The organism is Noviherbaspirillum sp., assembly GCF_036563305.1.
GTDB lineage: Bacteria > Pseudomonadota > Gammaproteobacteria > Burkholderiales > Burkholderiaceae_D > Noviherbaspirillum.
Genome location: NZ_DATCMQ010000010.1, coordinates 19,607 through 42,663 on the forward strand (window position 1 = coordinate 19,607; position 23,057 = coordinate 42,663).

At 63.6% G+C, this 23,057-nt stretch carries 19 protein-coding genes and 2 pseudogenes; 14 read left to right on the forward strand and 7 right to left on the reverse strand.

Going from position 1 to position 23,057, the window contains the following annotated elements:
• Positions 1-95: 95 nt before the first annotated feature.
• The 4 genes from VIM12_RS07420 to yihA all read right to left on the reverse strand — a co-directional run bounded on the left by VIM12_RS07420 (position 96) and on the right by yihA (position 4,533).
• Positions 96-1,190, reverse strand: coding sequence for a magnesium transporter CorA family protein (locus VIM12_RS07420; protein WP_331940975.1), 1,095 nt, complete (start codon positions 1,188-1,190; stop codon positions 96-98).
• Positions 1,168-2,424, reverse strand: coding sequence for a sterol desaturase family protein (locus VIM12_RS07425; protein ID WP_414691763.1), 1,257 nt, complete (start codon positions 2,422-2,424; stop codon positions 1,168-1,170). The genes VIM12_RS07420 and VIM12_RS07425 overlap by 23 nt, the downstream gene beginning before the upstream one ends.
• A gap of 202 nt (positions 2,425-2,626) precedes the next feature.
• Positions 2,627-3,640, reverse strand: a complete 1,014-nt coding sequence (hemB, locus tag VIM12_RS07430; RefSeq protein ID WP_331940976.1) for a porphobilinogen synthase — start codon at positions 3,638-3,640, stop codon at positions 2,627-2,629.
• Between the two features lie 206 nt (positions 3,641-3,846).
• On the reverse strand, positions 3,847-4,533 hold the full coding sequence (gene yihA / locus VIM12_RS07435) for a ribosome biogenesis GTP-binding protein YihA/YsxC (RefSeq protein WP_331940977.1): 687 nt from the start codon (positions 4,531-4,533) through the stop codon (positions 3,847-3,849).
• Positions 4,534-4,740: 207 nt separating this feature from the next.
• On the opposite strand from yihA, the gene VIM12_RS07440 reads away from it, so the two are divergent.
• From VIM12_RS07440 to msrQ, 5 genes and pseudogenes are all read left to right on the forward strand, one after another.
• Positions 4,741-5,400 (forward strand): c-type cytochrome, encoded by a 660-nt coding sequence (locus tag VIM12_RS07440; RefSeq protein ID WP_331940978.1) that lies wholly within the window; start codon positions 4,741-4,743, stop codon positions 5,398-5,400.
• Positions 5,401-5,469: 69 nt separating this feature from the next.
• The gene (locus VIM12_RS07445) at positions 5,470-7,578 is read left to right on the forward strand and encodes a cytochrome c biogenesis protein ResB (protein ID WP_331940979.1); all 2,109 of its coding nucleotides are present in this window, start codon (positions 5,470-5,472) and stop codon (positions 7,576-7,578) included.
• A gap of 11 nt (positions 7,579-7,589) precedes the next feature.
• Positions 7,590-8,750 (forward strand): c-type cytochrome biogenesis protein CcsB, encoded by a 1,161-nt coding sequence (gene ccsB, locus VIM12_RS07450; RefSeq protein ID WP_331940980.1) that lies wholly within the window; start codon positions 7,590-7,592, stop codon positions 8,748-8,750.
• A 92-nt stretch (positions 8,751-8,842) separates the two neighbouring features.
• Complete coding sequence (gene msrP / locus VIM12_RS07455; protein WP_331940981.1) at positions 8,843-9,820, forward strand: protein-methionine-sulfoxide reductase catalytic subunit MsrP; 978 nt, start codon at positions 8,843-8,845, stop codon at positions 9,818-9,820.
• Positions 9,810-10,496 (forward strand): annotated as a pseudogene (gene msrQ, locus VIM12_RS07460) (protein-methionine-sulfoxide reductase heme-binding subunit MsrQ); the annotation flags it as partial. The gene msrP and the pseudogene msrQ, both read left to right, overlap by 11 nt.
• Before the next feature lie 13 nt (positions 10,497-10,509).
• Here the strand turns inward: msrQ and lysA are convergent.
• Together lysA and lptM are read right to left on the reverse strand one after the other, a co-directional pair.
• Positions 10,510-11,793, reverse strand: coding sequence for a diaminopimelate decarboxylase (lysA, locus tag VIM12_RS07465; protein WP_331940982.1), 1,284 nt, complete (start codon positions 11,791-11,793; stop codon positions 10,510-10,512).
• Positions 11,794-11,805: 12 nt separating this feature from the next.
• Positions 11,806-12,132, reverse strand: a complete 327-nt coding sequence (gene lptM / locus VIM12_RS21255; RefSeq protein ID WP_349257575.1) for an LPS translocon maturation chaperone LptM — start codon at positions 12,130-12,132, stop codon at positions 11,806-11,808.
• Between lptM and cyaY the strand changes: the two genes are divergently transcribed.
• Positions 12,064-12,405, forward strand: coding sequence for an iron donor protein CyaY (gene cyaY, locus VIM12_RS07470; RefSeq protein WP_331940983.1), 342 nt, complete (start codon positions 12,064-12,066; stop codon positions 12,403-12,405). The two genes, lptM and cyaY, sit on opposite strands and share 69 nt — an antisense overlap.
• A gap of 40 nt (positions 12,406-12,445) precedes the next feature.
• Here cyaY and VIM12_RS07475 read toward each other — a convergent pair whose 3' ends face one another.
• On the reverse strand, positions 12,446-14,800 hold the full coding sequence (locus tag VIM12_RS07475; RefSeq protein WP_331940984.1) for a penicillin-binding protein 1A: 2,355 nt from the start codon (positions 14,798-14,800) through the stop codon (positions 12,446-12,448).
• Positions 14,801-15,112: 312 nt separating this feature from the next.
• On the opposite strand from VIM12_RS07475, the gene VIM12_RS07480 reads away from it, so the two are divergent.
• The 8 genes and pseudogenes from VIM12_RS07480 to VIM12_RS07515 all read left to right on the forward strand — a co-directional run bounded on the left by VIM12_RS07480 (position 15,113) and on the right by VIM12_RS07515 (position 23,054).
• The gene (locus tag VIM12_RS07480) at positions 15,113-16,192 is read left to right on the forward strand and encodes a pilus assembly protein PilM (protein WP_331940985.1); all 1,080 of its coding nucleotides are present in this window, start codon (positions 15,113-15,115) and stop codon (positions 16,190-16,192) included.
• Complete coding sequence (locus tag VIM12_RS07485; RefSeq protein WP_331940986.1) at positions 16,192-16,815, forward strand: PilN domain-containing protein; 624 nt, start codon at positions 16,192-16,194, stop codon at positions 16,813-16,815. Before VIM12_RS07480 ends, VIM12_RS07485 begins: the two co-directional genes overlap by 1 nt.
• Positions 16,816-16,828: 13 nt before the next feature.
• Positions 16,829-17,500: a type 4a pilus biogenesis protein PilO gene (locus tag VIM12_RS07490; protein WP_331940987.1), complete on the forward strand. Its 672-nt coding sequence runs from the start codon at positions 16,829-16,831 to the stop codon at positions 17,498-17,500.
• Complete coding sequence (locus VIM12_RS07495) at positions 17,497-18,039, forward strand: pilus assembly protein PilP (protein ID WP_331940988.1); 543 nt, start codon at positions 17,497-17,499, stop codon at positions 18,037-18,039. The genes VIM12_RS07490 and VIM12_RS07495 overlap by 4 nt, the downstream gene beginning before the upstream one ends.
• Positions 18,036-20,240 (forward strand): type IV pilus secretin PilQ, encoded by a 2,205-nt coding sequence (gene pilQ / locus VIM12_RS07500; protein WP_414691764.1) that lies wholly within the window; start codon positions 18,036-18,038, stop codon positions 20,238-20,240. The genes VIM12_RS07495 and pilQ overlap by 4 nt, the downstream gene beginning before the upstream one ends.
• Positions 20,241-20,275: 35 nt before the next feature.
• A pseudogene (aroK, locus tag VIM12_RS07505) lies at positions 20,276-20,788 on the forward strand (shikimate kinase AroK); the annotation flags it as partial.
• 35 nt (positions 20,789-20,823) lie between these two features.
• The gene (gene aroB, locus VIM12_RS07510) at positions 20,824-21,918 is read left to right on the forward strand and encodes a 3-dehydroquinate synthase (RefSeq protein WP_331940990.1); all 1,095 of its coding nucleotides are present in this window, start codon (positions 20,824-20,826) and stop codon (positions 21,916-21,918) included.
• Positions 21,918-23,054 carry a deoxyguanosinetriphosphate triphosphohydrolase gene (locus VIM12_RS07515; RefSeq protein ID WP_331940991.1) on the forward strand — a complete coding sequence of 379 codons (1,137 nt, stop codon included), beginning with the start codon at positions 21,918-21,920 and terminating at the stop codon, positions 23,052-23,054. Before aroB ends, VIM12_RS07515 begins: the two co-directional genes overlap by 1 nt.
• Positions 23,055-23,057: the final 3 nt, after the last annotated feature.

The window sequence follows — 23,057 nt, forward strand, 5'->3', positions numbered from 1 at the left end:
GCCCGACCGGGCGATCCGTTGGCCAGCGCCCGCCCTCGCGGGCGTTTTTCTTGGGCAGCCCGCCGGGAGACGGGGCCGAGCGGCATGCGCAGGGCTCAGCGCCCGCGCCCGCGATCTTCCAGGTAGCGCTTGCGCCGGAACAGGAACAGCAATACCACGACCACCACGCCCATGATTCCCATCGTGATCCAGAATCCCGACCGGTCCTGCAACAACGGCATCTGGGCGAAGTTCATGCCGAAGATCCCGGTGATCAGGGTCAGCGGCATGAACAGCGCGGTGATCACCGTCAGCGTGCGCATGATCTCGCTGGTCCGGTGCGCCATCGCCGAAAAATGGATCTGCACCGCCGATTCGATCGTCCCCTCGAGCCGCTGCGCATGGTTCAGCACCCGGGTGATGTGTTCCATCACGTCGTTCACACGCACCAGCATCAGGTCGGTGCCGCGGTTGTTCTCATCCTGCGTATCGACGATGTAGTCGCGCAGCTCCTGCATGGCGTCCCGCTGGCCTTCGCACAGGTGGTCAAGCTTGCGCAGTTCGATGCGCGCGTCCAGCAATGCGACCCAATCGCTGAACGGCGAGCGCGGATCGAGCAGCGCCCGCTGCCAGCGGTCGATCTGGCTGGTCAGGGGCTGGCGCAGGTCCAGGTACTGGTCAACCATTGCATTGAGCATGCGCAGCATCAGTTCGGTCGGGCTGGACGGCGGCCTGCCCGCATGGCCGTTCCCCTCGCGACGGCGGTACTCCAGCAGGCGCTGCCGGGTGATGTCGATGGTGCGGCTGTTGGGTGCGTGGACGGTCACCAGTGCATTCTCCATCAGCATGAACGTGACCGGCTTGGTCACGAGCTTCGACAGGGCGGGCGGGACCTTGCGCCTGTCGTCGCGCGATTCCGCGGGCTCGGTGTTTCCGTTCGCGGGATCCAGCGCGAGCTTGCGGAACACCACCATCGCATAGTCCTGCGTGGAGTCGAAGTACGATGGATGGGCCGGATTGATCGCGTCCGTCAGGTGCGGATCGTAGATCTGGACGCCGGTGATGCGTGCGACCGCATCGCGCCAGGCGCCAAGATCGGCGCCGACTTCCTCCTGGGTGACGTCGAGCCAGAGAAATCCGTGCTCGGCCGGAATGGCGGCCGGATCGAGGAGTTGGGTGACCTGCGTGCTATTGATGTGAAAGATGTCCATGCACTGCCGAAAGGGGTTTGAAGACGATCCGGAGCGCCAGCAGTGAGGCGCCCGCAAACACGGCAATCGCCGCCTGCACCGCCGCGGGCAGGGGCGCAGGCCCGAACCAGGCGCCGCTTGCCAGCACCAGGCCCGCGGTGCCTGCCAGGCGCAGTGCCTCGCCCGCCACGTAGGCGCGCCGGCCTTCCATCATGCCGCCGACCAGGAACAGCGTCAGGCCGAGCCAGCCGGCGTATGCCGCCAGCTGCGCCGGCGGCATGGCATTGTACGCAGCGAGGAAGTGCGTGGTCACCAGCAGCACGACCGCGAACTGTACCAGGCAGTAGCCCTGCGCAGGCAGGCCGAGCGGCGGGTCGTACAGCGGCCGGCCGATGTCGAAGGGCTGGCCCGGGAAACGTGCGGCGACATCCGCCGGCTTCCACCCGGGCGGGGCCACCCAGATCCGCAGCTTGTCAATCAGCCGGCCCGCGCGCCAGGCATCCGTCAAGATCGCCCGGTACACCTCCAGGTTCGCCCACAGCGGATTCCAGCTGCGCAGCGGGCTGCGGGTGCCATATACGATGCGTTCGTTGTCGCGTTCCTCGATGTAGGTGCCGAACAGCCGGTCCCAGATGATCAGGATGCCGCCATAGTTCTTGTCGAGGTAGATGTCGTTCACCGCATGGTGGACGCGGTGATTGGAAGGCGAGACGAAGACCCGGTCGAACCAGCCCAGCCTGCCGACCCACTCGGTATGCACCCAGAACTGGTACAGCAGGTCGATCAGCCCAACCACGACGAAGACTTCGACCGGATAGCCGAGCAGGGCCATCGGCAGGTAGAAGATCCAGCCGAGCAGGGCGCCGCTGCTGGTCTGGCGCAGCGCAGTCGAGAGGTTGTATTGCTCGCTCTGATGATGGACCACGTGGGCCGCCCAGAGGATGTTGACCTCATGGCCCATCCGGTGCAGCCAGTAGTAGCAGAAGTCGTAGAGCAGCAGGCCGGAGATCCATACCCAGGCGCTGTCGGCAGGCAGCCGGAAAAGTGCGACGTGCTCCACCAGCCATGCGTAGATGCCGATGCGCAGCAACTGCATGAAGACGCCGCTGACCTGGCTGAGGATGCCGAGGCTGAGACTGTTGATGCTGTCGTTGATCCTGTAGGTGTTGCGGCCGCGCCGGATCCCGATCACGAGTTCGACAAAGATCAACACGAAGAAAACCGGCGTAACCAGCGTGATCACTTTTTCTTGCATTGCAGTCTCCATGCATGCAGGGCCGGCGCGCGCCGCGCGGGATGCGCGGGCGAACCTGGGATGTTCCGGCAATGGTAGCCGAAGCCAGGTCGGATGGCGCTTGCGCTTTTAGATGCTTTGATCGAATTTTCGCCCGCCAAAGCAAAAGGACGGGTCCGCGAACCCGTCCTTCCCGACTTCCGGCGCCGCCAGAAGGCGCCGGTCAGGCCTGCTTCAGGAGACGGGCGACGTCGCGGGCGAAGTAGGTCAGGACACCGTCGGCGCCGGCCCGCTTGAACGCCAGCATCGCCTCCATCATGGCCTTGTCGTGGTCGAGCCAGCCGTTCTGCGCGGCGGCCTTGATCATCGCGTACTCGCCGCTGACCTGGTAGGCAAAGGTAGGCACCCGGAATTCATCTTTCACGCGCCGCACGATGTCCAGGTAGGGCATGCCCGGCTTGACCATCACCATGTCCGCGCCTTCCGCCAGGTCGTGCGCAACCTCGCGCAGTGCCTCGTTGCTGTTGGCCGGATCCATCTGGTAGGTGGCCTTGCTGCCCTTGCCGAGGTTGGCGGCGGAGCCGACCGCATCGCGGAAGGGGCCGTAGAATGCCGACGCGTACTTGGCCGAATAAGCCATGATGCGGGTATGAATGTGTCCCTGTTCCTCCAGTGCGTTCCGAATCGCGCCGATGCGGCCGTCCATCATGTCGGACGGGGCAACGATGTCGACTCCGGCAGCGGACTGCACCAGCGCCTGCCTGACGAGAATGGCAGTGGTTTCATCGTTGAGCACATAGCCCGCCTCGTTGAGCACGCCGTCCTGGCCGTGGCTCGTGTAGGGATCGAGTGCCACGTCGGTCAGGATGCCGAGCTCGGGAAAGTGCTTTTTCAGTTCGCGCACCGCGCGCGGCACCAGCCCCTCGGCGTTGATCGCTTCGATGCCGTCCGGCGTCTTCAGTGCAGGGTCGATCACGGGGAACAGCGCCAGCACCGGAATGCCGAGCGCAACGCAATCCTCCGCCACTGGCAGCAGCTGGTCGACCGACAGCCGCTCCACGCCGGGCATCGACGCTACCTGCTGCCGCTGGTTCTTACCGTCGAGAATGAAGATCGGGTAGATCAGGTCGGCGCTGGTAAGCACATGCTCGCGCATCATGGCGCGCGAAAAAGCGTCCTTGCGCATGCGCCGCATGCGGACTGCGGGAAACTGCTGGGCTGTGAGGGAGGTGGGCATGATGGTGTCTGCGTCAAAAGGGAATGAACAAGTTTTGTACGAAACAGTGAAACTTTTCGGGGGCAGTTTTATCTTACCGGCAGGTGATTTATCACCTCCCGCTTCTCCTCCCTGAGCGGGGCCTATCGTGGCATTAGCGATAAGGCGTTACTACCCTGGAGATTTTCCCCTTTCTCCAGGGTTTTTTTTTGTCCGTAGGTTTCGCGTCATTGCGCGCTCGCGACCTCGTCCGCAGCCAGTCCAAGCAGGTCGAGGATCTTTCTGTCCGCTTCGTCGATGCCGATTCTTTTCAACGCGGAAAACAGCTGGACGGTGAACGGAAACCGTTCTCCCTGGCCGTCGACGTAGCTTGACAGGACGGTGTGGGCCTGGCGCAGCGCATTCGTCGACTCATTGCGGTTGAGTTTGTCGGCTTTGGTCAACAGGCAGTGCACCGGTTTACCGGTTGGCGCAAACCATTCCAGCATCTGCACGTCCAGGTCGGTAAAGGAACGCCGCGCATCCATGATCATCACCAGACCCGCAAGCTGCTCCCGCGACTGGATGTAGGTGCCGAGCAGCTGGTTCCAGTGGGACTTGGCTTCGCCCGGCACTTCCGCATAGCCATAGCCAGGGAGGTCGACCAGGAGCGCCCGGATTTCGTCGACCCTGGTCGGGTCCTTGCGGTGCTGCGCGACGTGGGCGCCGCCGAGCGAGAAATAGTTGATGTGCTGGGTGCGTCCGGGCGTCTTGGAAGCGAACGCCAGTCGTTTCTGGTTGCAGAGGATATTGATGGCGGTGGACTTGCCGGCGTTCGAGCGGCCGGCGAAAGCGATCTCGGGCACTTGCAGCTTTGGCAAATCGCGGAGGTGGTTCACGGTAGTGAAGAAACGGGCTTGCCAAAGTAGGGACATAGGGGGCGGACGGGAGAGAAATTGCTGCGGAGGAGGGGAAAACGACAAGAACCTATTGTACAATAAGAGGTTATGTATATTCGTGCCGCGCGCGCGGCGCGACCGGCAGTCGGGCGCAGAGAAGAATGCGAAATGCGCGGAGCGCGGGGAGCATGCGCCGGCCGCCGCCAAGGCCAGAATTTTAATATCAAGTCCCAGGGTGTTTGAATGAACCGTGTGTTTTCCCCGTTTGTGAAATCCTTGTTTGTCGCACTGCTGGCGGTCTCCTCCGTGGCGACCGCGGCAGAAGAGAAAAAAGCGCCGGCGGCCGATCCCGCCAAGGGAGAGGCGCTGTACACGAGCGGGGACGCCTCGCGCAACATCATGGCTTGCGTCGGCTGCCACGGCGCGGCGGGCAATTCCACCATCGCCCAGAACCCGAAGCTCTCCGCCCAGCATGCGGAGTACATCGCCAAGCAGCTGCATGACTTCAAGACCCCGCAGCGCAACAACCCGATCATGAGCCCGATCGCCAAGGCGATGACTGACGAGGACATCAAGAACGTCGCCGTCTACCTCGACCGGCAGGCAGCCAAGCCGGGCGCCGCCAAGAACAAGGACATCGTCGAACTCGGCAAGAAGATCTACCGCGGCGGCATCGCCGAGAAGAACGTTCCGGCCTGCGCCGCCTGCCATGGCGCCAGCGGCGGCGGCATGCCGGCCCAATTTGCGCGTCTCGCCGGCCAGCATCAGGATTACACGGTTGTCCAGCTGACCAGTTTCCGCGCAGGTGCCCGTAAGAACAGCGCGCAGATGACCACGATCGCCAAGCGCATGTCGGACGAGGAAATCCAGGCTGTGGCAGACTACGTCGCCGGCTTGAAGTAATCAGTAGCAGCAATACAAGAATATGGAGGGGGTGGCGCGTGCCACCCCTTTCTCTTTTGAAGAACAGAGATGAGTACTAGCACTTCGGGATTGCATTTGCACACGCGGCGACGCTGGCTGGCGGACATCGTCGAGCTGGTGTCGTCCATGCGTTTCGCGATCAGCCTGCTGACGCTGATTTCGATTGCGTCCGTGATCGGCACGGTGCTCAAGCAGAACGAGCCGATGCCCAACTACGTGAACCAGTTCGGCCCGTTCTGGTTCGCGGTGTTCGACAAGCTGAGTCTCTATGCGGTGTACTCCGCCTGGTGGTTCCTGCTGATCATGGCGTTCCTGGTCGCGTCGACCAGCCTGTGCATCGTTCGCAATACGCCGAAGATGTTGCGGGACATGCGAAGCTGGCGCGAGAACGTGCGCGAGCAGTCGCTGCGCAATTTCCCGCACAAGGCGGAGTGGAGCAGCAGCCTTCCGTTGCGGACCTTTGCCCAGGACCTGGCGCAACGGGTCGCCGGCAGCGGCTTCAAGCTGAAGGTGCTGGAGAAGGATGGGGGCGTGCTCATCACCGCCAAGCGCGGGGCCGCCAACAAGTGGGGCTACATCTTCGCCCACAGCGCCATCGTGATCATCTGCGTCGGCGGCCTGCTCGATTCAGACCTGCCGATCCGCTTCCAGCAATGGTTCGGCAACAAGGCGCCGTTCAGCGGCGCGGGCATGATCGCCGACATTCCGGAACGTCATCGCCTCGGCCTCGGCAATCCGACCTTCCGTGCCAACGCCTTCATTCCCGAAGGCGCTACCGTAAGCACCGCCGTGATTCCGCAGCAGGGCGGCGTCTACATCCAGGAGCTGCCGTTCTCGATCGAGCTCAAACGCTTCATCGTCGACTTCTACTCGACCGGGATGCCGAAGCTGTTCGCAAGCGAAGTCGTCATTCACGACCGCGAGGCGGGCAAGACCTTCCCCGCCACCATCAAGGTCAACGAGCCGCTGCTGTACAAGGGCGTCGCGGTCTACCAGTCCAGTTTCGACGATGGCGGCAGCAAGCTGAAGCTGGCCGCCTACCCGATGACCGGCGCGCGCACCGAGTCCTTCGAGATCAGCGGCGAAGTCGGCGGCACCACGCAGCTCGGCAGTACGGCGGGCAACGAATACACGATCGAATGGTCGGGTTTCAAGGTCTTCAACGTCGAGAACATGGCGCAGTCGGGCCAGGACGTGCGCGCGGTCAATCCGGCCCTGAGCTTCAATGAAAAGGTCGCCGCCGGCATCGGCAAGCAGCTCGGTTCCGCGGCGAAGGATCCGAACAACAAGGAGCTGAAGAACGTCGGCCCGAGCGTGCAGTACAAGCTGCGCGACAAGACGGGCCAGGCGCGGGAATACCATAACTACATGCAGCCGGTCGAGCTCGACGGCGCATGGGTCTTCCTCACGGGGATGCGGGAAACGCCCGCGGAGCAGTTCCGCTACCTGCGCATTCCTGCCGACGAAAACGACACCGTGGAAGAGTGGATGCGTCTGCGCGCGGCGGTCGCCGATCCTGCCCTGCGCGAGGACGCGTCCAGGCGCTATGCGCAGCAGGCAGTGCCCGACGGCCGGGACAATGTGGAGGTGTTGCGCGACCAGCTTCGGCGTTCCTCCGCGCGCGGCCTGGAGATTTTCGCGGGCGACGGCACCCAGGCGGGCTACCTCGCGGTATCGCGCTTCCTGGAACGGGTACCGGCGACCGACCAGGAAAAAGCCGCGGAAATCTTCATGAAAATCCTGAATGGCAGCATGTGGGAGCTGTGGCAAGCTGCGCGGCAAAAGGCGGGACTGCCGCCGGCCGCGCAGGACGAGAAGAACATGCGTTTCCTGCAACTGGCCACCAATGCATTGTCCGACGCCGCCTTCTACGGCGCCCCGGTGTTCCTGCAACTGCGGGGATTCGAGGAAGTCAAAGCATCCGTGCTGCAAGTGACGCGCTCCCCCGGGAAGAACGTGGTCTACCTCGGCTGCCTGTTCCTCACCCTGGGCGTGTTCGCCATGTTCTATATCCGTGAACGGCGCCTGTGGATCTGGATGAAAGAGGATGCAGACGGCCGCGCACGCGCGCTCATGGCACTGAGCACGCAACGCCGGACGCTGGATTTCGAGAAGGAATTTGAGGCACTGAAAGTACAGCTGGCGCAGCCGGCCTGAAGGAGCAATTGATGGAAATGACCCAAACCCCGCAGACGCCGATCTATACCGCACCGCCGGGCTACTTCCGGCGGCTTGGCGCCCTCGACTGGTTGTATGCGGCCGCGCTGCTCGGCGGCGCCCTGTTCGCGCTGCAGCGCTACGGCGCCTACATGGACATCTATGAAAAGGCGATCCTGCTGCTGTCGGCGCCTACCTTCGCCTGGCTGGGCTGGCACTGGAAGCAGGTACGCTGGCTGATGGTCGTGCTGGCGGTGCTCGCATTGAGCGCCATCGCGCAATACGATGGTTCGCTGCCCGCTGCAGACACCAGGTTCTTCCTGAAATACGCGTTGTCCAGCCAGTCCGCCATCCTGTGGATGAGCACCCTGTTCTTCCTGTCCACGCTGTTCTACTGGGGCGGACTTGTCACCCGTTCCGACACCGGCGGGGTGATCGGCAGCAAGCTGTGCTGGGCGGCCGTGGTGCTCGGCTTCACCGGCATGCTGGTACGCTGGTACGAATCCTACCTGGTGGGCGCCGACGTCGGCCACATCCCGATCTCGAACCTGTATGAAGTCTTCATCCTTTTCAGCCTGATCACCGCGCTTTTCTATCTGTACTACGAAGAGCAGTACGAGACCCTGCAGCTTGGTCCGTTCGTGATGCTGGTGATATCCGCGGCGGTCGGCTTTCTGCTGTGGTACACGGTCAGCCGCGAAGCCGCGGAGATCCAGCCGCTGGTCCCGGCGCTGCAAAGCTGGTGGATGAAGATCCATGTGCCTGCCAATTTCATCGGCTACGGCACGTTCGCCCTGGCCGCCATGGTTGCCATCGCCTACCTGCTCAAGTCCCGCGGGCTGCTCGTGGATCGCCTGCCTGCGCTGGAAGTGCTTGACGACGTCATGTACAAGGCCATCGCCGTCGGCTTCGCCTTCTTCACCATCGCCACCATCCTCGGCGCGCTGTGGGCCGCGGAAGCCTGGGGCGGTTACTGGTCCTGGGATCCGAAGGAGACCTGGGCGCTGATCGTATGGCTCAACTATGCCGCCTGGTTGCACATGCGCCTGATGAAGGGACTGCGCGGGCAGGTCGCGGCATGGTGGGCGCTGGTCGGCTTGCTGGTGACCACGTTCGCATTCCTTGGCGTCAACATGTTCCTGTCCGGGCTGCACTCCTACGGCGCGCTCTGACCCGCTGCCCGCTACCCGGCGTGTGACGAATCTGTTGTAAGGTTGAGCTTGCCTGTCTGACCAACACGTATTCGTCCAACGCCGGGAGCGCCATGTTAATCAAGCGAAATCCAAACGGAATCGATATTCCGTTCAGCTCTGAAATCACGCCGCGCGCGGTATTCGCCTCGCGCCGTCAATTCATCCGGCAGATCGCCCTCGGGTCGATCGCCGGTCCGGTGTTGGCAGAAATGGCGCTGCGCGAGGCTTTTGCCCAGTCTCCGGCCGCCCAAAAGCTTCCGGCCCGGCAGAACCCCGCCTTCTCGGCGACGGACAAGCCGACCGCGTACAAGGACGCGACCGGCTACAACAACTTCTATGAATTCGGCACCGACAAGGCTGATCCGGCGCGCAACGCCGGGTCGCTGCGCACGCGTCCGTGGACGGTGGCGATTGAGGGCGAGGTGAAGAAGCCGCTCACGCTCGACATCGACGCATTGCTGAAGATGGCGCCGCTGGAGGAGCGCATCTACCGCCTGCGCTGCGTCGAGGGCTGGTCGATGGTCATCCCGTGGGTCGGCTATTCGCTGTCGGAGCTGATCCGGAAGGTCGAACCCAACGGCAATGCCAAGTACGTGGAATTCGTCACGCTCGCCGACCGCAAGCAGATGCCGGGTCTGCGCAGTCCGGTGCTCGAGTGGCCCTATGTCGAAGGCTTGCGGATGGACGAAGCGAATCACCCGCTGACCCTGCTGACCCTCGGCATGTACGGCGAAGTGCTGCCGAACCAGAACGGGGCTCCGGTGCGCATCGTCGTGCCATGGAAATACGGGTTCAAGTCGCCGAAATCCATCGTGAAGATCCGCTTCGTGCGCGACCAGCCCAGGACCGCCTGGAACATCTCCGCGCCGCAGGAGTACGGTTTCTACTCGAACGTCAATCCGGAGGTCGACCACCCGCGCTGGTCACAGGCGACCGAACGCCGCATCGGCGAAGACGGTTTCTTCACCCGCAAGCGAAAGACCTTGATGTTCAATGGTTACGATGTCGGTTCGCTGTACGCCGGCATGGACCTGAAGAAGCTGTACTGAGCATGCGGCCAAGGGGAGGGCAAGGGCAATGATGCTGAAAAATCCGGCTTCCGGACAGCTGGCGGCAATCAAGTCGCTGCTTTTCATGGCGGCGCTGGTACCGTTCGCGCGCCTGGCGCTGCTCACGTTCACCGGCGGACTGGGCGCGAATCCGATCGAGTTCATTACCCGCAGTACCGGCGACTGGGCCCTGTACTTCCTGTGCATGACCTTGGCCGTGACGCCCCTGCGGCGGCTGAGCAAATGGAACTGGCTGGTCCGGCTGCGCCGCATGCTCGGGCTGTTCGCCTTCTTCTATGCGACGTTGCACTTCACTACCTTCCTCTGGTTCGACCATTTCTTCGACCTGGGGGAGATGTTCAAGGATGTGGTGAAGCGTCCCTTCATCACCGTCGGGTTCGCCGCTTTCGTCCTGTTGATTCCGCTCGCGGCCACCAGCACCAATGCGATGACCCGCCGCCTCGGCGGCAAGCGCTGGCAATGGCTGCACCGGCTGGTGTACCTGATCGCGCCGCTCGGTATCCTGCATTTCTGGTGGATGAAGGCCGGCAAGAACGATTTCGCGCAGCCCGTACTGTTCGGCCTTGTCGTTGCGCTGCTGCTCGGCATGCGTCTTTACTGGAACGTGCTGCAGCCCAGAATGCAAAAGCGCCGGACGGCGCCGGCGCAAGGGTGAGACGGGAGAAGCGTCAGGGAAGCATGGATTCCAGCGCGAAAAGGCTTGCCGGTTCTTCCCGCTTGCGGATCAGGTGCAGCTTGTCGCCATCCACCATCACCTCGGCGGCGCGCCCGCGGGTATTGTAGTTGGACGACATCGTCATGCCGTAGGCGCCGGCCGACATGATCGCCAGCAGATCTCCCTGTTCCAGCGCCAGGCGGCGTTCCCGCGCCAGCCAGTCGCCCGATTCGCATACCGGACCGACGATGTCGTAGACCAGCGTTGCGCCCTCGCGCTGCCGTACCGGCTGCACGCCATGCCAGGCCTCGTACATTGCCGGGCGCATCAGGTCGTTCATGGCCGCATCCACGATCGCGAAGTTCTTCGCCTCGCCGTGCTTCAGGTACTCGACCTCGGTCAGCAGCACGCCGGCATTGCCGACGATGGAACGGCCAGGTTCGAACATCACGTGGATCGCCGCCCCCTGGTAGCGCTCGCGGCGCCACGCGTCGATACGGGTGAACAGGCGGGACAGGTAGTCGCTCACCGCCACCGGCTTGTCCTTGTCATAGGTGATCCCGATACCGCCGCCGATGTCGAGGTGGCGGATGGCGATGCCCTCGGATTCCAGTCTGTCGATCAGCTCGATCAGGCGTTCCAGCGCTTCCAGCAGCGGCGCGTCGTCGAGCAGTTGCGAACCGATATGGCAGTCGATGCCCGCTACATGAATATTGGGTAGCCTGGCGGCGGTACGGTACGCGTCGAGCGCCTCGTCGTATGCGATGCCGAACTTGTTTTCCTTCAGGCCGGTGGAGATGTACGGATGGGTCCTGGCGTCGACGTTCGGATTCACGCGCAGCGATACCGGCGCCTTCTTCCCCATCTCGCCCGCGACCTGGTCGAGGCGCTGCAGTTCGGCGGTGGATTCGACATTGAAGCATAGGATGTCGTGCGACAGCGCCAGGCGCATTTCCTCGTGCGATTTCCCGACGCCGGAGAAGATCACCTTGCGCGGGTCGCCGCCCGCCGCGATCACGCGCAACAGCTCTCCGCCGGAGACGATGTCGAAGCCCGAGCCCATGCCACTGAGCAGGTTCAGCACCGCCAGGTTCGAATTGGACTTGACCGAGTAGCAGACGAGCGCGCCGTTGCCGTCGCGTCCGTTGCTGCGGCACGCATTCGCGTAGGCGGAAAAATTCTCGACCAGGGCGGCTTTCGAATAGACATAGGTCGGACTGCCGAACTGGCGGGCGACTTCGGAAAGCGGAACGTTCTCGACGTGCAGCACGCCGTTCTGATAGCTGAAATGCGACATGGGGATGACTGGCTAGCGGGAAGCAGGGAGCGGCTGGGTGGCGGTGGAAGGCGCGGACCCCTGGCCGGCCGCGGACTCTTCGGAAGCAGCCGGCTGCGCCGCTTGCGGCGCCGTCGCTGCCGCAGGTTTTGCGGCGGGCTTGGTCGGCAGGTAGAGCGGCCCTTTTTGTCCGCATCCGGCCAACAGGCAGGCAAGCACGGCCAGAAGCGGAAGGTGGAGAGCGGACTTCACGATTAGAATCACGGTTTCGAGTGTTGACGGGAGTGTAGCATGACTGAATCCGAATTCCTGGTGCTGGCGGAGCAGACGCTGGCCGCCATCGAAGCCGCGCTGGAGCACGCCGCCGAGGCGTCCGACATCGACGTCGAATGCAGCCGCAGCGGGAATGTGCTGGAGATCGAACTGGTGGACAACGGCTCCAAGATCATCATCAACAGCCAGGCGCCGATGCAGGAGATGTGGATCGCGGCGCGGTCCGGTGGATTCCACTACCGGCAGCAAGGCGGCCGCTGGATCAACACCCGCGACGGATCCGAGCTGTATGCGGCGCTGTCGCGCATGGTGAGCGAACAGGGCGGGGTGGCGGTGACACTGGCGCCGAAGCCGCAATGAAAAAAAGGCCGGGAAATCGCCCGGCCTTTCGCCTTGCGGGTCAGAACAGTTCGTTCTTGACCTCGTCCTTCGCCGCCTCTTCCTCCTGCGGCGGCTGCTCGCCCAGGCCGAGGCTGCGCACGCCGGTGCCCGGCGGGTTCTCCGCATAGTAGTAGTCACCCGCGACCTGGATCACGCCCGGCGGAATCGGGCGTTCTTCCACCGGCACGTCCTTCAGTGCCTTCTGCATGTAGCTGATCCAGATCGGCAGGGCCAGTCCGCCACCGGTTTCCTTGTTGCCGAGGTTCCTGGGTTGGTCGAAGCCCATCCAGGCCACGCCGACCAGCTTCGGGCTGTAGCCTGCGAACCAGGCGTCGAAGGAGTCATTGGTGGTGCCGGTCTTGCCCGCGATGTCGGTGCGCTTGAGCACCAGCGCCCGGGTGGCCGTGCCGTGCCTGACGACGTCCTTGAGCATGCTGTCCATCAGGAAGGCATTGCGCTCGTCGATCACCCGGTTCGCTTCTTCTCCCGCCCTCGCCGGCGCCACCTCGGACAGCACGCGGCCGGTGGAATCGGTGATCCTGGAGATGATGTAGGGGCTGACCCTGTAGCCGCCATTGGCAAAGACGGAATAGGCGCCCGCCACCTGCAGCGGCGTGACCGCGCCGGCGCCGAGCGCCAGGGTCAGATAGGGCGGATTCTTGTCCGCCTCGAAGCCGAAACGGGTCGAGAACTCCTGGCCGTACTTGGCGCCGATCTTGTGCAGGATGCGGATCGAGATCATGTTCTTCGACTTGGTCAGGCCCTTGCGCATCGTCATCGGGCCTTCGTACTTGCCGTCGTAGTTTTTCGGTTCCCAAGGCTGGCCGCCGGTCTGGCCGGCGTCGAAGCTGATCGGCGCGTCGGCGATCAGCGTGGCCGGCGACAGGCCTTTCTCCAGGGACGCGGAGTAGATGAACGGCTTGAACGAGGAGCCGGGCTGCCGCCATGCCTGGGTCACGTGGTTGAACTTGTTGCGGTTGAAGTCGAAGCCCCCGACCAGCGCCCGGATCGCGCCGTCCTCCGTGCTTGCGGAGACGAATGCCGACTGCACCTCCGGCATCTGCGTGATGGTCCAGGCCTTGTTGTCGAGCGTGACCCGGATCACCGCGCCGCGCCGCACCTTCTTGCCAGGCGGCGCCTTGTCGCTCAGCAGGTTGGTCGCGAAGCCGAGGCCGGCGCCGGTGATCTCGATCTCCTCGCCGGAGGAGAGGACGGCGCGCACCAGCTTCGGCGACGCCTCCAGCACTACCGCGGCGATGAGATCGTCGCTGTCGGGGTGTTCCGCCAGCTCCACCTCGATCGCCGTATCCGCTTCTTCCTTGGACTCCGGAATCTCCATGAAGCCTTCCGGTCCGCGGTAGCCGTGCCGCTTTTCGTAGTCCATCACGCCGCGGCGCAGCGCCAGGTAGGCCGCGTCCTGGTCGGCCTTGGTGATCGTCGTGTAAACGTTGAGGCCGCGGGTGTAGGTCTCTTCCTTGAACTGTTCATAGACGAGCTGCCGGGTCATCTCGGCGACATACTCGGCGTGGATGCCGAACTCGCTGCTGTCGGTCTTGACCTTGAGCACCTGGTTCCTAGCCTGTTCGTATTCGTCCTGCGAGATGTAGCCGAGGTTGGCCATGCGCTCCAGGATGTACTGCTGCCGCGCCCGCGCCCGCTTCGGGTTGGCCACCGGGTTGTAGGCGGACGGCGCCTTGGGCAGGCCGGCCAGCATCGCCGCTTCCGCGGTCGTCACGTCGGCCAGCTTCTTGCCGAAGTAGATCTGTGCGGCAGACGCAAAACCGTAGGCACGCTGGCCCAGGTAGATCTGGTTCATGTAGACCTCGAGGATCTGGTCCTTCGAGAGGTTCTGTTCGATTTTCCAGGCCAGCAGGATCTCGTAGATCTTGCGCTTGAAAGTCTGTTCGCTGGACAGGAAGAAGTTGCGGGCGACCTGCTGCGTGATTGTCGACGCGCCCTGCTTGGAGCTGCTGGTCAGGTTGTGGAGGGCCGCACGCGCGATGCCGAAGTAGTCGACGCCGCTGTGGTCGTAGAAGCGGTCATCCTCGATGGCCAGGACCGCCTTCTTCATCACTTCCGGCACGTCCCCGATACGCACCAGGTTGCGGCGCTCTTCGCCGAATTCCCCGATCAGCACGTTATCCGCCGAGAAGATGCGCAGCGGGATCTTCGGCCGGTAATCGGTCAGCGAATCGAGCGCGGGAAGATTGGGATAGGCCATTGCCAGGGCGAAGCCGATCACGAGGACACCGGCGAGCGCCAGGCCGAACAGGCCGGCGACGGCGCCCAGCGTCAGACGCAGGATCAGGGGAGCGCGGCGAGGGCGCGCATTGCGGGTGTCGGGAGTGTCGCCAGCGGCGTTTGGACGGGGCATGCGAGGGACGGGGAACGGGAGTGACGGGTCGCTGAATTATAGCGGCGCCCGGGAATGGTTGATATTAGTTAAACGGCAACGGTCGCCCGGCGGCGCGTGGGCAAATGGCAACGGAAAGAGATATTACTCCTCGGAAATTGCTTTACACCTGCGGAAACTTATTGCTAGGATTTAATGTAATGTTGGATGTTTTTTACCTAAATGCTTGGTTTTTAAATGAATTTTTTGCAGCAACCGGTGGTTGGCGGAAGATTCGACATATAAAAAAGTGGTGCGTTCACGCAATACGCCACATTTTTCAGGGAGAAACCCTTGGCCATAGATCTCGGACTGTTGCTGGGCAAGAAGAACTCGCCGCTGATCGGGCTGGATATCAGCACCTCCGGCGTCAAGCTGGTGGAGCTGACCGACATCGGCAAGAACGAGTTCAGGCTGGAACGTTTCGCCAGCGAGGCGCTGCCGCGCGGCGCCGTGGTGGACGGCAACATAGAGAACATCGAGCAGGTGTCCGAAGCGGTCCGCCGCGTCTGCAAGAAGAGCGGCACGCGTGCGCGCCATGTCGCGCTCGGCATGCCGCCGGCTTCCGTGATCACGAAGAAGATCGTGCTGCCGGCCGGCCTGTCCGAGGATGAGCTCGAAGTCCAGGTCGAAAGCGAGGCCAACCAGTACATTCCTTTCGCGCTGGATGAAGTCAGTCTCGACTTCGATGTGATCGGCCCGGCGCAGAACGCGCCCGATGACATCGAGGTGCTGCTCGCCGCGACCCGCAAGGAGAAGGTGGAAGACCGGGTCGCCGTGGCGGAAGCCGCAGGCCTGAAGCCGCTGGTGATGGACATCGAATCCTACGCGGCGCGCGCGGCCATCGACCGCATCACCGCCCAGTTGCCGAAGGGCGGGCAGGGCCAGATCGTCGCCCTGTTCCAGATCGGCTCCCAGGCCACGCATGTTTCCGTGCTGCTCGACGGGCAGACCGTGTACGAGCGGGAACAGCCCTTCGGCGGCAACCAGCTGACCCAGGACATTCTGCGGGCCTACGGCATGTCGTTCGAGGAAGCGGAATCGAAGAAGCGGGCCGGCGATCTGCCGGAGGGCTACGAGCAGGAGCTGCTCGCGCCCTTCCTCGACAATGCGGCGCTGGAAGTCACGCGGGCGATCCAGTTCTTCTTCACGTCGACCCCGTTCACCCATATCGACCAGATTTTCCTCGCGGGCGGTTGTGCAAACATAGCCGGCCTCGTGGAGATGGTGGCGGACCGGACCAAGATCTCCACCTCGGTCGTCAGCCCGTTCAAGGGCATGCAGCTGAGTCCCAACCTGCGTGAAAAACAATTGCGTGCCGAGGCGCCCGCCTTCCTGGTGGCTTGCGGACTCGCCATGCGGAGGTTCGACTGATGATCCGCATTAACCTGCTCCCGCACCGCGAGGAGAAACGCAAGCGGCGCAAGGAAGCCTTCCTGCGCCTGCTCGCCCTGGCCGGCGCCGGCGGCGTCGCCATCGTGGTGGGCGTCGGCGGCATCATCGCCGCGCACATCGCGAACCAGAACATGCGCAACGACTATATCCGCGCGGAGAATGCAAAACTCGACACGCAGATCAAGGAAATCTCGACGCTGAAGGAAGAGATCGAAGCGCTGAAGGCCCGGCAGCAGGCGGTCGAGGACTTGCAAAGCGACCGCAACCAGCCGGTCTACCTGATGGACGAGCTCGTCAAGCAGACGCCGGAAGGCATCTACCTGCGTTCCTTCAAGCAGGACGGCCAGCGGGTGGCCCTGACCGGTATCGCACAGTCGAACGAGCGGGTGTCCGAACTGCTGCGCAACCTCGGCAACAACTCGCCGTGGCTCGAGCGTCCCGACCTGGTTGAAATCCGCGCCGCCACCGTCGGGCAGGCCAAGGACCAGAAGAAGGTTTTCGCTTTCACCGTGAACGTCGGCATCAAGCGGCCGCGCGAAAAGGAGGCGGCAGTGGATGGCAAGCAGCAGGCCGCCGCCAGCGCCGCTTCACAACCGCAGTGAGGATGGACGCAACATGGCAGATCTGAAAAATATCGGTGAAGTGGTCGCGTCGCAGTTCCGCGGCCTGAACGGAAGGCACCCGGGACAGTGGCCGCTCATCCCGCGCATGCTGTGCGCGCTGGGCATGCTCGCGGGCGTCGTTGCGGTCGGCTGGTTCGTCTACCTCAGCGGACAGCTCGATGAGCTGACTGCAGGCGAGCAGCAGGAAGTGCAGTTGCGCGACGAATACAAGGTCAAGGTTCAGCAGGCGGTCAACCTGCAGGCGCTGCGCAAGCAGAAGGAAGAAGTCGGCGAATATGTGTCGACCCTGGAGAAGCAGCTGCCGAGCAAGGCCGAGATGGATGCGCTCCTTTCCGACATCAACCAGGCCGGACTGGGCCGCGGCTTGCAGTTCGAGCTGTTCAAGCCGGGCCAGGTCGTGGTCAAGGACTACTATGCCGAGCTCCCGATCGATATCAAGGTCACCGGCAACTATCACGACGTCGGCGCCTTCGCCAGCGACATCGCCAACCTGCCTCGCATCGTCACCCTCAACAGCATGAGCCTGGCGGCCGGCAAGGACGGCGGCAGCCTGACCCTGGATGCCGTGGCGAAGACCTTCCGCTACCTCGACAAGGATGAAGTCGACGCGCAGAAGGCGGCGGCCAAGAAGAACAAGGCCGGCAAGAAGGGAGCGAACAAATGAGCGGTATTCGCGGTTTTGCCCGGTCCCTCCCGCTGGTCTTCCTCGGCGCGCTGCAGGGATGCGGCGACGGCGGGGTGCAGGAGGTCCGGCAGTGGATGGACGAAGTGCGCCAGCAAACGCCGGTGAGAGTGCAGAAAGTGTCGCCGCCGAAGACCTTCACGCCCTTCACCTATGAAGCCAAGAACGAGCCTGATCCCTACAGCCCGGCCAAGCTTGCAGTAGCGCTGGCCAAGTCGCAGGGCACATCAAGCAGCCCGATCAAGCCCGACCTCGATCGCAGGCGGGAGGTGCTGGAGAGCTTCCCCCTGGACACGATCTCGATGGTAGGCACGCTGCAGAAGCCCGGCCTCAGCTATGCGCTGCTGCAGGTGGACAAGGCGGTCTACCAGGTGAAGGTAGGAAATTACGTCGGACAGAACTTCGGCATCGTCACCCGGATTACCGACACCGAGGTCGAGCTGAAGGAAGTGGTACGCGATGCCGCCGGCGAATGGACCGAACGCAAGGCCAAGTTAGAGTTGCAGGAGACCAAGCAATGAATGCAGTGACCAAAACCCACGATGCACCGCGCGCGCGCAAACTGTCCGTGCCGCGCTCCGTCCTCCTGTGCCTGCTCGCGCTCAGCGGATACGCCATGGCGCAGGAAAATGCGATTGAATCGATCCAGGCCAACCAGCAGGGATCGAACGTGATCGTCAAGGTCACGCTCAAGGAAAAACTCGCCAAGCCACCCATCGGCTTCTCGGTCACCAGTCCCGCCCGCATCGCGCTTGACTTCGGTGCCACCGCCAACGCGACGGGCAAGTCGGCCGTCGACATCGGCATGGGCGATGTTCGCAATGTGAACGTGGTGCAGGCCGGCGACCGCTCGCGCCTGGTGTTCAACCTGCTGAAACCCCTGAATTATGCGACCGCCATCGACGGCAACGTGGTGGTGGTCACCATCGACGGTTCGGGTGGCCTGGCTACCGCAGTCAATGCCGCCGGCCTGCCGGCCATGCTGAAGACGGCAAGCCCGGCCGGCAATGCCTCCGTCACGGGTGCCGCGCCGGTCGCCGCCCCCGCCGCCCGGCCGGCGCTGCGCGACATCGATTTCCGCCGCGGCAGCAATGGCGAAGGGCGCATCGTGATCGACCTGCCCAGCAAGGATGTGGCGGTCGACGTGCGCCAGCAGGGCCGGAACATCGTCGTCGACTTCCAGAAGGCCAGTCTGCCCGAGATCCTGCGTCGTCGCCTCGATGTCACCGATTTCGGCACCCCGGTGCAGAGTATCACCACCGCGCCGAGCGGCGACAATGTGCGCATGGTGATTGCGCCGACCGGCCTGTGGGAGCACAGCGCCTACCAGAGCGACACGCAGCTGGTGGTCGAGGTCAAGCCGATCAAGGAAGACCCGAACAAGCTGGTGCAGGGCACCCAGGGCTACCGCGGCGAGCGGCTGTCGCTGAATTTCCAGAACGTCGAAGTGCGGGCGGTCCTGCAGGTGATCGCCGACTTCACCGGCCTCAACATCATCACCAGCGACACGGTGAGCGGCAACCTGACGCTTCGGCTGAAAGACGTGCCGTGGGACCAGGCGCTGGACATCGTGATGCAGGCCAAGGGCCTCGACATGCGCAAGAACGGTTCGGTGCTGTGGATTGCGCCGAAGGATGAGCTGCTGACCAAGGAAAAGCTGGAGCTCGAGCAGCGCGCCCAGATTTCGGAACTGGAGCCGCTGAAGACCGAGACCTTCCAGTTGAACTACCAGAAGGCGGAGTCGTTCAAGCAGATCTTCGGCATCGAGGGCGGAACGGCCGGCGGCGGCGGACGCAGCATTCTCACCAAGCGCGGCAGCGCGGTTGTCGATCCGCGCACCAATCAGCTGTTCGTCACCGACATTCCGTCCAAGCTGGAGGAGATCCGTTCGCTGGTGCAGAAAACCGACATCGCCAGCCGTCAGGTCCTGATCGAGGCACGCATCGTGGAGGCGGACGACAAGTTCAGCCGCAACCTCGGCGCGAAACTGGCTTTCGGCTTCCGCGGTACCCCGAGCGGCGGCATTTTCGAGACCAGCGGCCAGCAGACCGGCACCGTCGCAGCGGCAGGGGGCACGTCCTCCGCCATCGGCCTGAATTCGCCTTCACTCGCAACGGTCAACGGCAACGCGGTGGATCTGCCGGCCGCGGGCATCAACGGCAACACGCCGGGTTCGCTGGCGCTGACGCTGTTCAACGCCGCCGCCACGAAGTTCATCGGCCTGGAGCTGTCCGCACTCGAAGCGGACGGCAAGGGCAAGATCATTTCCAGCCCGCGTGTCGTCACCGCCGACCAGCTCAAGGCACTGATCGAACAGGGCACCGAACTGCCCTACCAGCAGGCAACGAGCAGCGGCGCGACGAGCGTCGCATTCCGCAAGGCAAACCTGAAGCTGGAAGTCACGCCGCAGATCACGCCTGACGGCAACGTCATCCTCGACGTCGATGTCAGCAAGGACAGTGTCGGCGTTGAAACGCGTGCCGGCTATGCGATCGACACCAAGCATGTGAAGACCCAGGTCCTGATCGATAATGGCGGTACGGTCGTCATCGGCGGCATCTTCCAGCAGACCGAGCGCGATTCGGTCACCAAGGTGCCGCTGTTCGGCGACATCCCGGTCGTCGGCAACCTGTTCAAGACAACCGGCGTCACGAACGACAAGACCGAGCTGCTGATCTTCCTGACGCCGAAGGTCGTGGACGACAAGGTGACGATCCGCTAGCCCGACAGGCGTGGCGGGGGAAAGGATCCGATGACGTGGTAGACAACATCTTCTTGGTCGGCCTGATGGGGGCGGGGAAGACCACGATCGGCCGCGCCCTCGCCAAGCGCCTGAACAAGACCTTCATCGATTCGGACCATGAAATCGAGGCGCGGACCGGCGCCTCGATCCCCTTGATTTTCGAGATCGAGGGCGAAGCCAGTTTCCGCCATCGCGAGTCCGAAGTGATCCGCGACCTCACCGCGCAGACCAATATCGTGCTCGCCACCGGCGGCGGCGCCATCCTGAAGCCGGAAAATCGCGCTCTGCTGAAGTCCAGGGGCAGGGTCGTCTACCTGCGCACCAGCATCAACAGCATCCTCCAGCGCACTGGCCACGACCGCAACCGGCCGCTGCTGCAGACCGCGGATCCCCGCGCCAAGCTGGAGCAGCTGTCCCGCGAGCGCGAGCCTCTTTACATGGAAGTGGCCGACTTCGTGGTCGAAACCGGCCGTCCTAACGTACAATTGCTGGTCAATACCATCATCGCCCAGCTGGAAGCGCCCCCTGACGCCAGGCCGGGCGGCTAGCCACCCAATCTCAGATGACGCCGCAACCATCCCCGATCACATTGCAAGTCGACCTCGGGGAGCGCAGCTATCCGATCACCATCGGCCAGTCGCTCCTTTCCGATCCCGGCCTGATCGCCCGCCATGTCGGGCAGCGCGCCGCCATCGTCACCAATACCACCGTCGCCCCGCTCTATCTCGACACGCTCACGCGGGTGCTCGCCGGGGCCGGCAAACAGGTGACCAGCATCGTGCTGCCGGACGGCGAGGAGGAAAAAAACTGGGCGTCCCTGATGCGCGTCTTCGACGTGCTGCTGGCCGAAAAATGCGACCGCAAGACCACGCTGGTGGCGTTGGGCGGCGGGGTCATCGGCGACCTGACCGGTTTTGCTGCCGCCACCTACATGCGCGGCGTGCCTTTCGTGCAGGTGCCGACGACGCTGCTGGCGCAGGTCGATTCGTCGGTCGGCGGAAAGACCGGCATCAATCATCCGCTCGGCAAGAACATGATCGGGGCGTTCTATCAACCGCAGGCAGTGATTGCCGACACGGCGACGCTCGACACGCTGCCGCCGCGCGAGCTGTCCGCCGGACTGGCGGAAGTGATCAAGCATGGCGCCATCATCGATGCCGCCTTCTTCAACTGGATCGAAGAGAACATGGGACGCCTGGTGGCGCGCGATGCCGATGCATTGGCCTATGCAATACGCCGCTCGTGTGAAATCAAGGCCGATGTCGTGCGGCAGGACGAACGCGAAGGCGGGCTGCGCGCGATTCTCAACTTCGGACATACCTTCGGCCACGCCATCGAGGCCGGCCTCGGATACGGCCAGTGGCTGCACGGCGAAGCCGTGGGATGCGGCATGGTCATGGCCGCGGACCTGTCCGAGCGCCTCGGCTTCATCGATGCCGCCGCAACAAGGCGGATCCGGGCAGTGGTCGAGGCGGCCGGACTGCCGGTGACGGCGCCCGACCTCGGCGCCGAGCGCTGGCTGGAGCTGATGGAGGTCGACAAGAAAAACGAAGGCGGCCAGATCAAGTTCATCCTGCTCAGGCCGCTCGGTTCGCCGGTGATCATGCCCGTTCCTGCGGATGCACTGCGCGCCACCCTCCGGGCCTGCGTCGGCTGATGGACCTCGAAGCCCAGCTCGCACCCTTCGCCGCACGGTCGGCGGCTTCGCGCGGCAGGCGCTTCGATGAACCGGCGCCGCCCACCCGCACCGAATTTCAGCGCGACCGCGACCGCATCATCCATTCCACCGCCTTCCGCCGGCTCGAATACAAGACGCAGGTGTTCGTCAACCACGAGGGCGACCTGTTTCGCACCCGCCTCACCCACAGCATCGAGGTGGCGCAGATCGCGCGTTCCATCGCCCGCAATCTCCGCCTCAACGAAGACCTGGTCGAAGCGATCTCGCTCGCCCATGACCTCGGCCACACACCTTTCGGCCACGCCGGTCAGGAAGCCCTGAACGACTGCATGAAGGACTTCGGGGGCTTCGAGCACAATCTGCAGAGCCTGCGGGTGGTCGACGAGCTCGAGGAACACTACGGCGCATTCGATGGCCTCAACCTGACGTTCGAGACACGCGAAGGCATCCTCAAGCATTGCTCATTGCCCAACGCGCGGCGGCTGGGCGACGTCGGTCGACGCTTCATCGAAAAGAAACAGCCGTCGCTGGAAGCGCAGTTGGCAAACCTGGCCGACGAGATCGCCTACAACAACCACGACATCGACGACGGCCTGCGCTCGGGACTGATCACGACCGCCCAACTCGACGAGGTCGGGTTCTACGCGCGCCACCGGCATGAGGTCGGGCAGGCTTTCCCCGGCATCAATGGGCGGCGCGCAATCCACGAAACCATACGACGCATGATCAATGCGCTGGCCATGGATCTGATCCAGGCCTCGATGGAGCGCATCGGCAGCCACGCGCCCCAGAACGTGGACGAGGTGCGCGATGCGCCGCCGCTCATCGCCTTCTCCGAACAGATGAGTCACGATGCCCTGCAGCTGAAGCGCTTCCTGCGCGCCAACCTCTACCAGCACTACCAGGTCAACCGCATGACCAGCAAGGCACGGCGCATCGTCCGCGAACTGTTCTCGGCCTTCATGGCGGAGCCCCGGCTGCTGCCGCCCGATTACCAGGTCACGGAAGGCGCGCCGCAGCGCCAGGCGCGCAAGGTGTCCGATTACATCGCCGGCATGACAGACCGGTACGCGATGCGGGAGCACCGCCGGCTGTTCATGGTCGGCGAGAACTAGTCC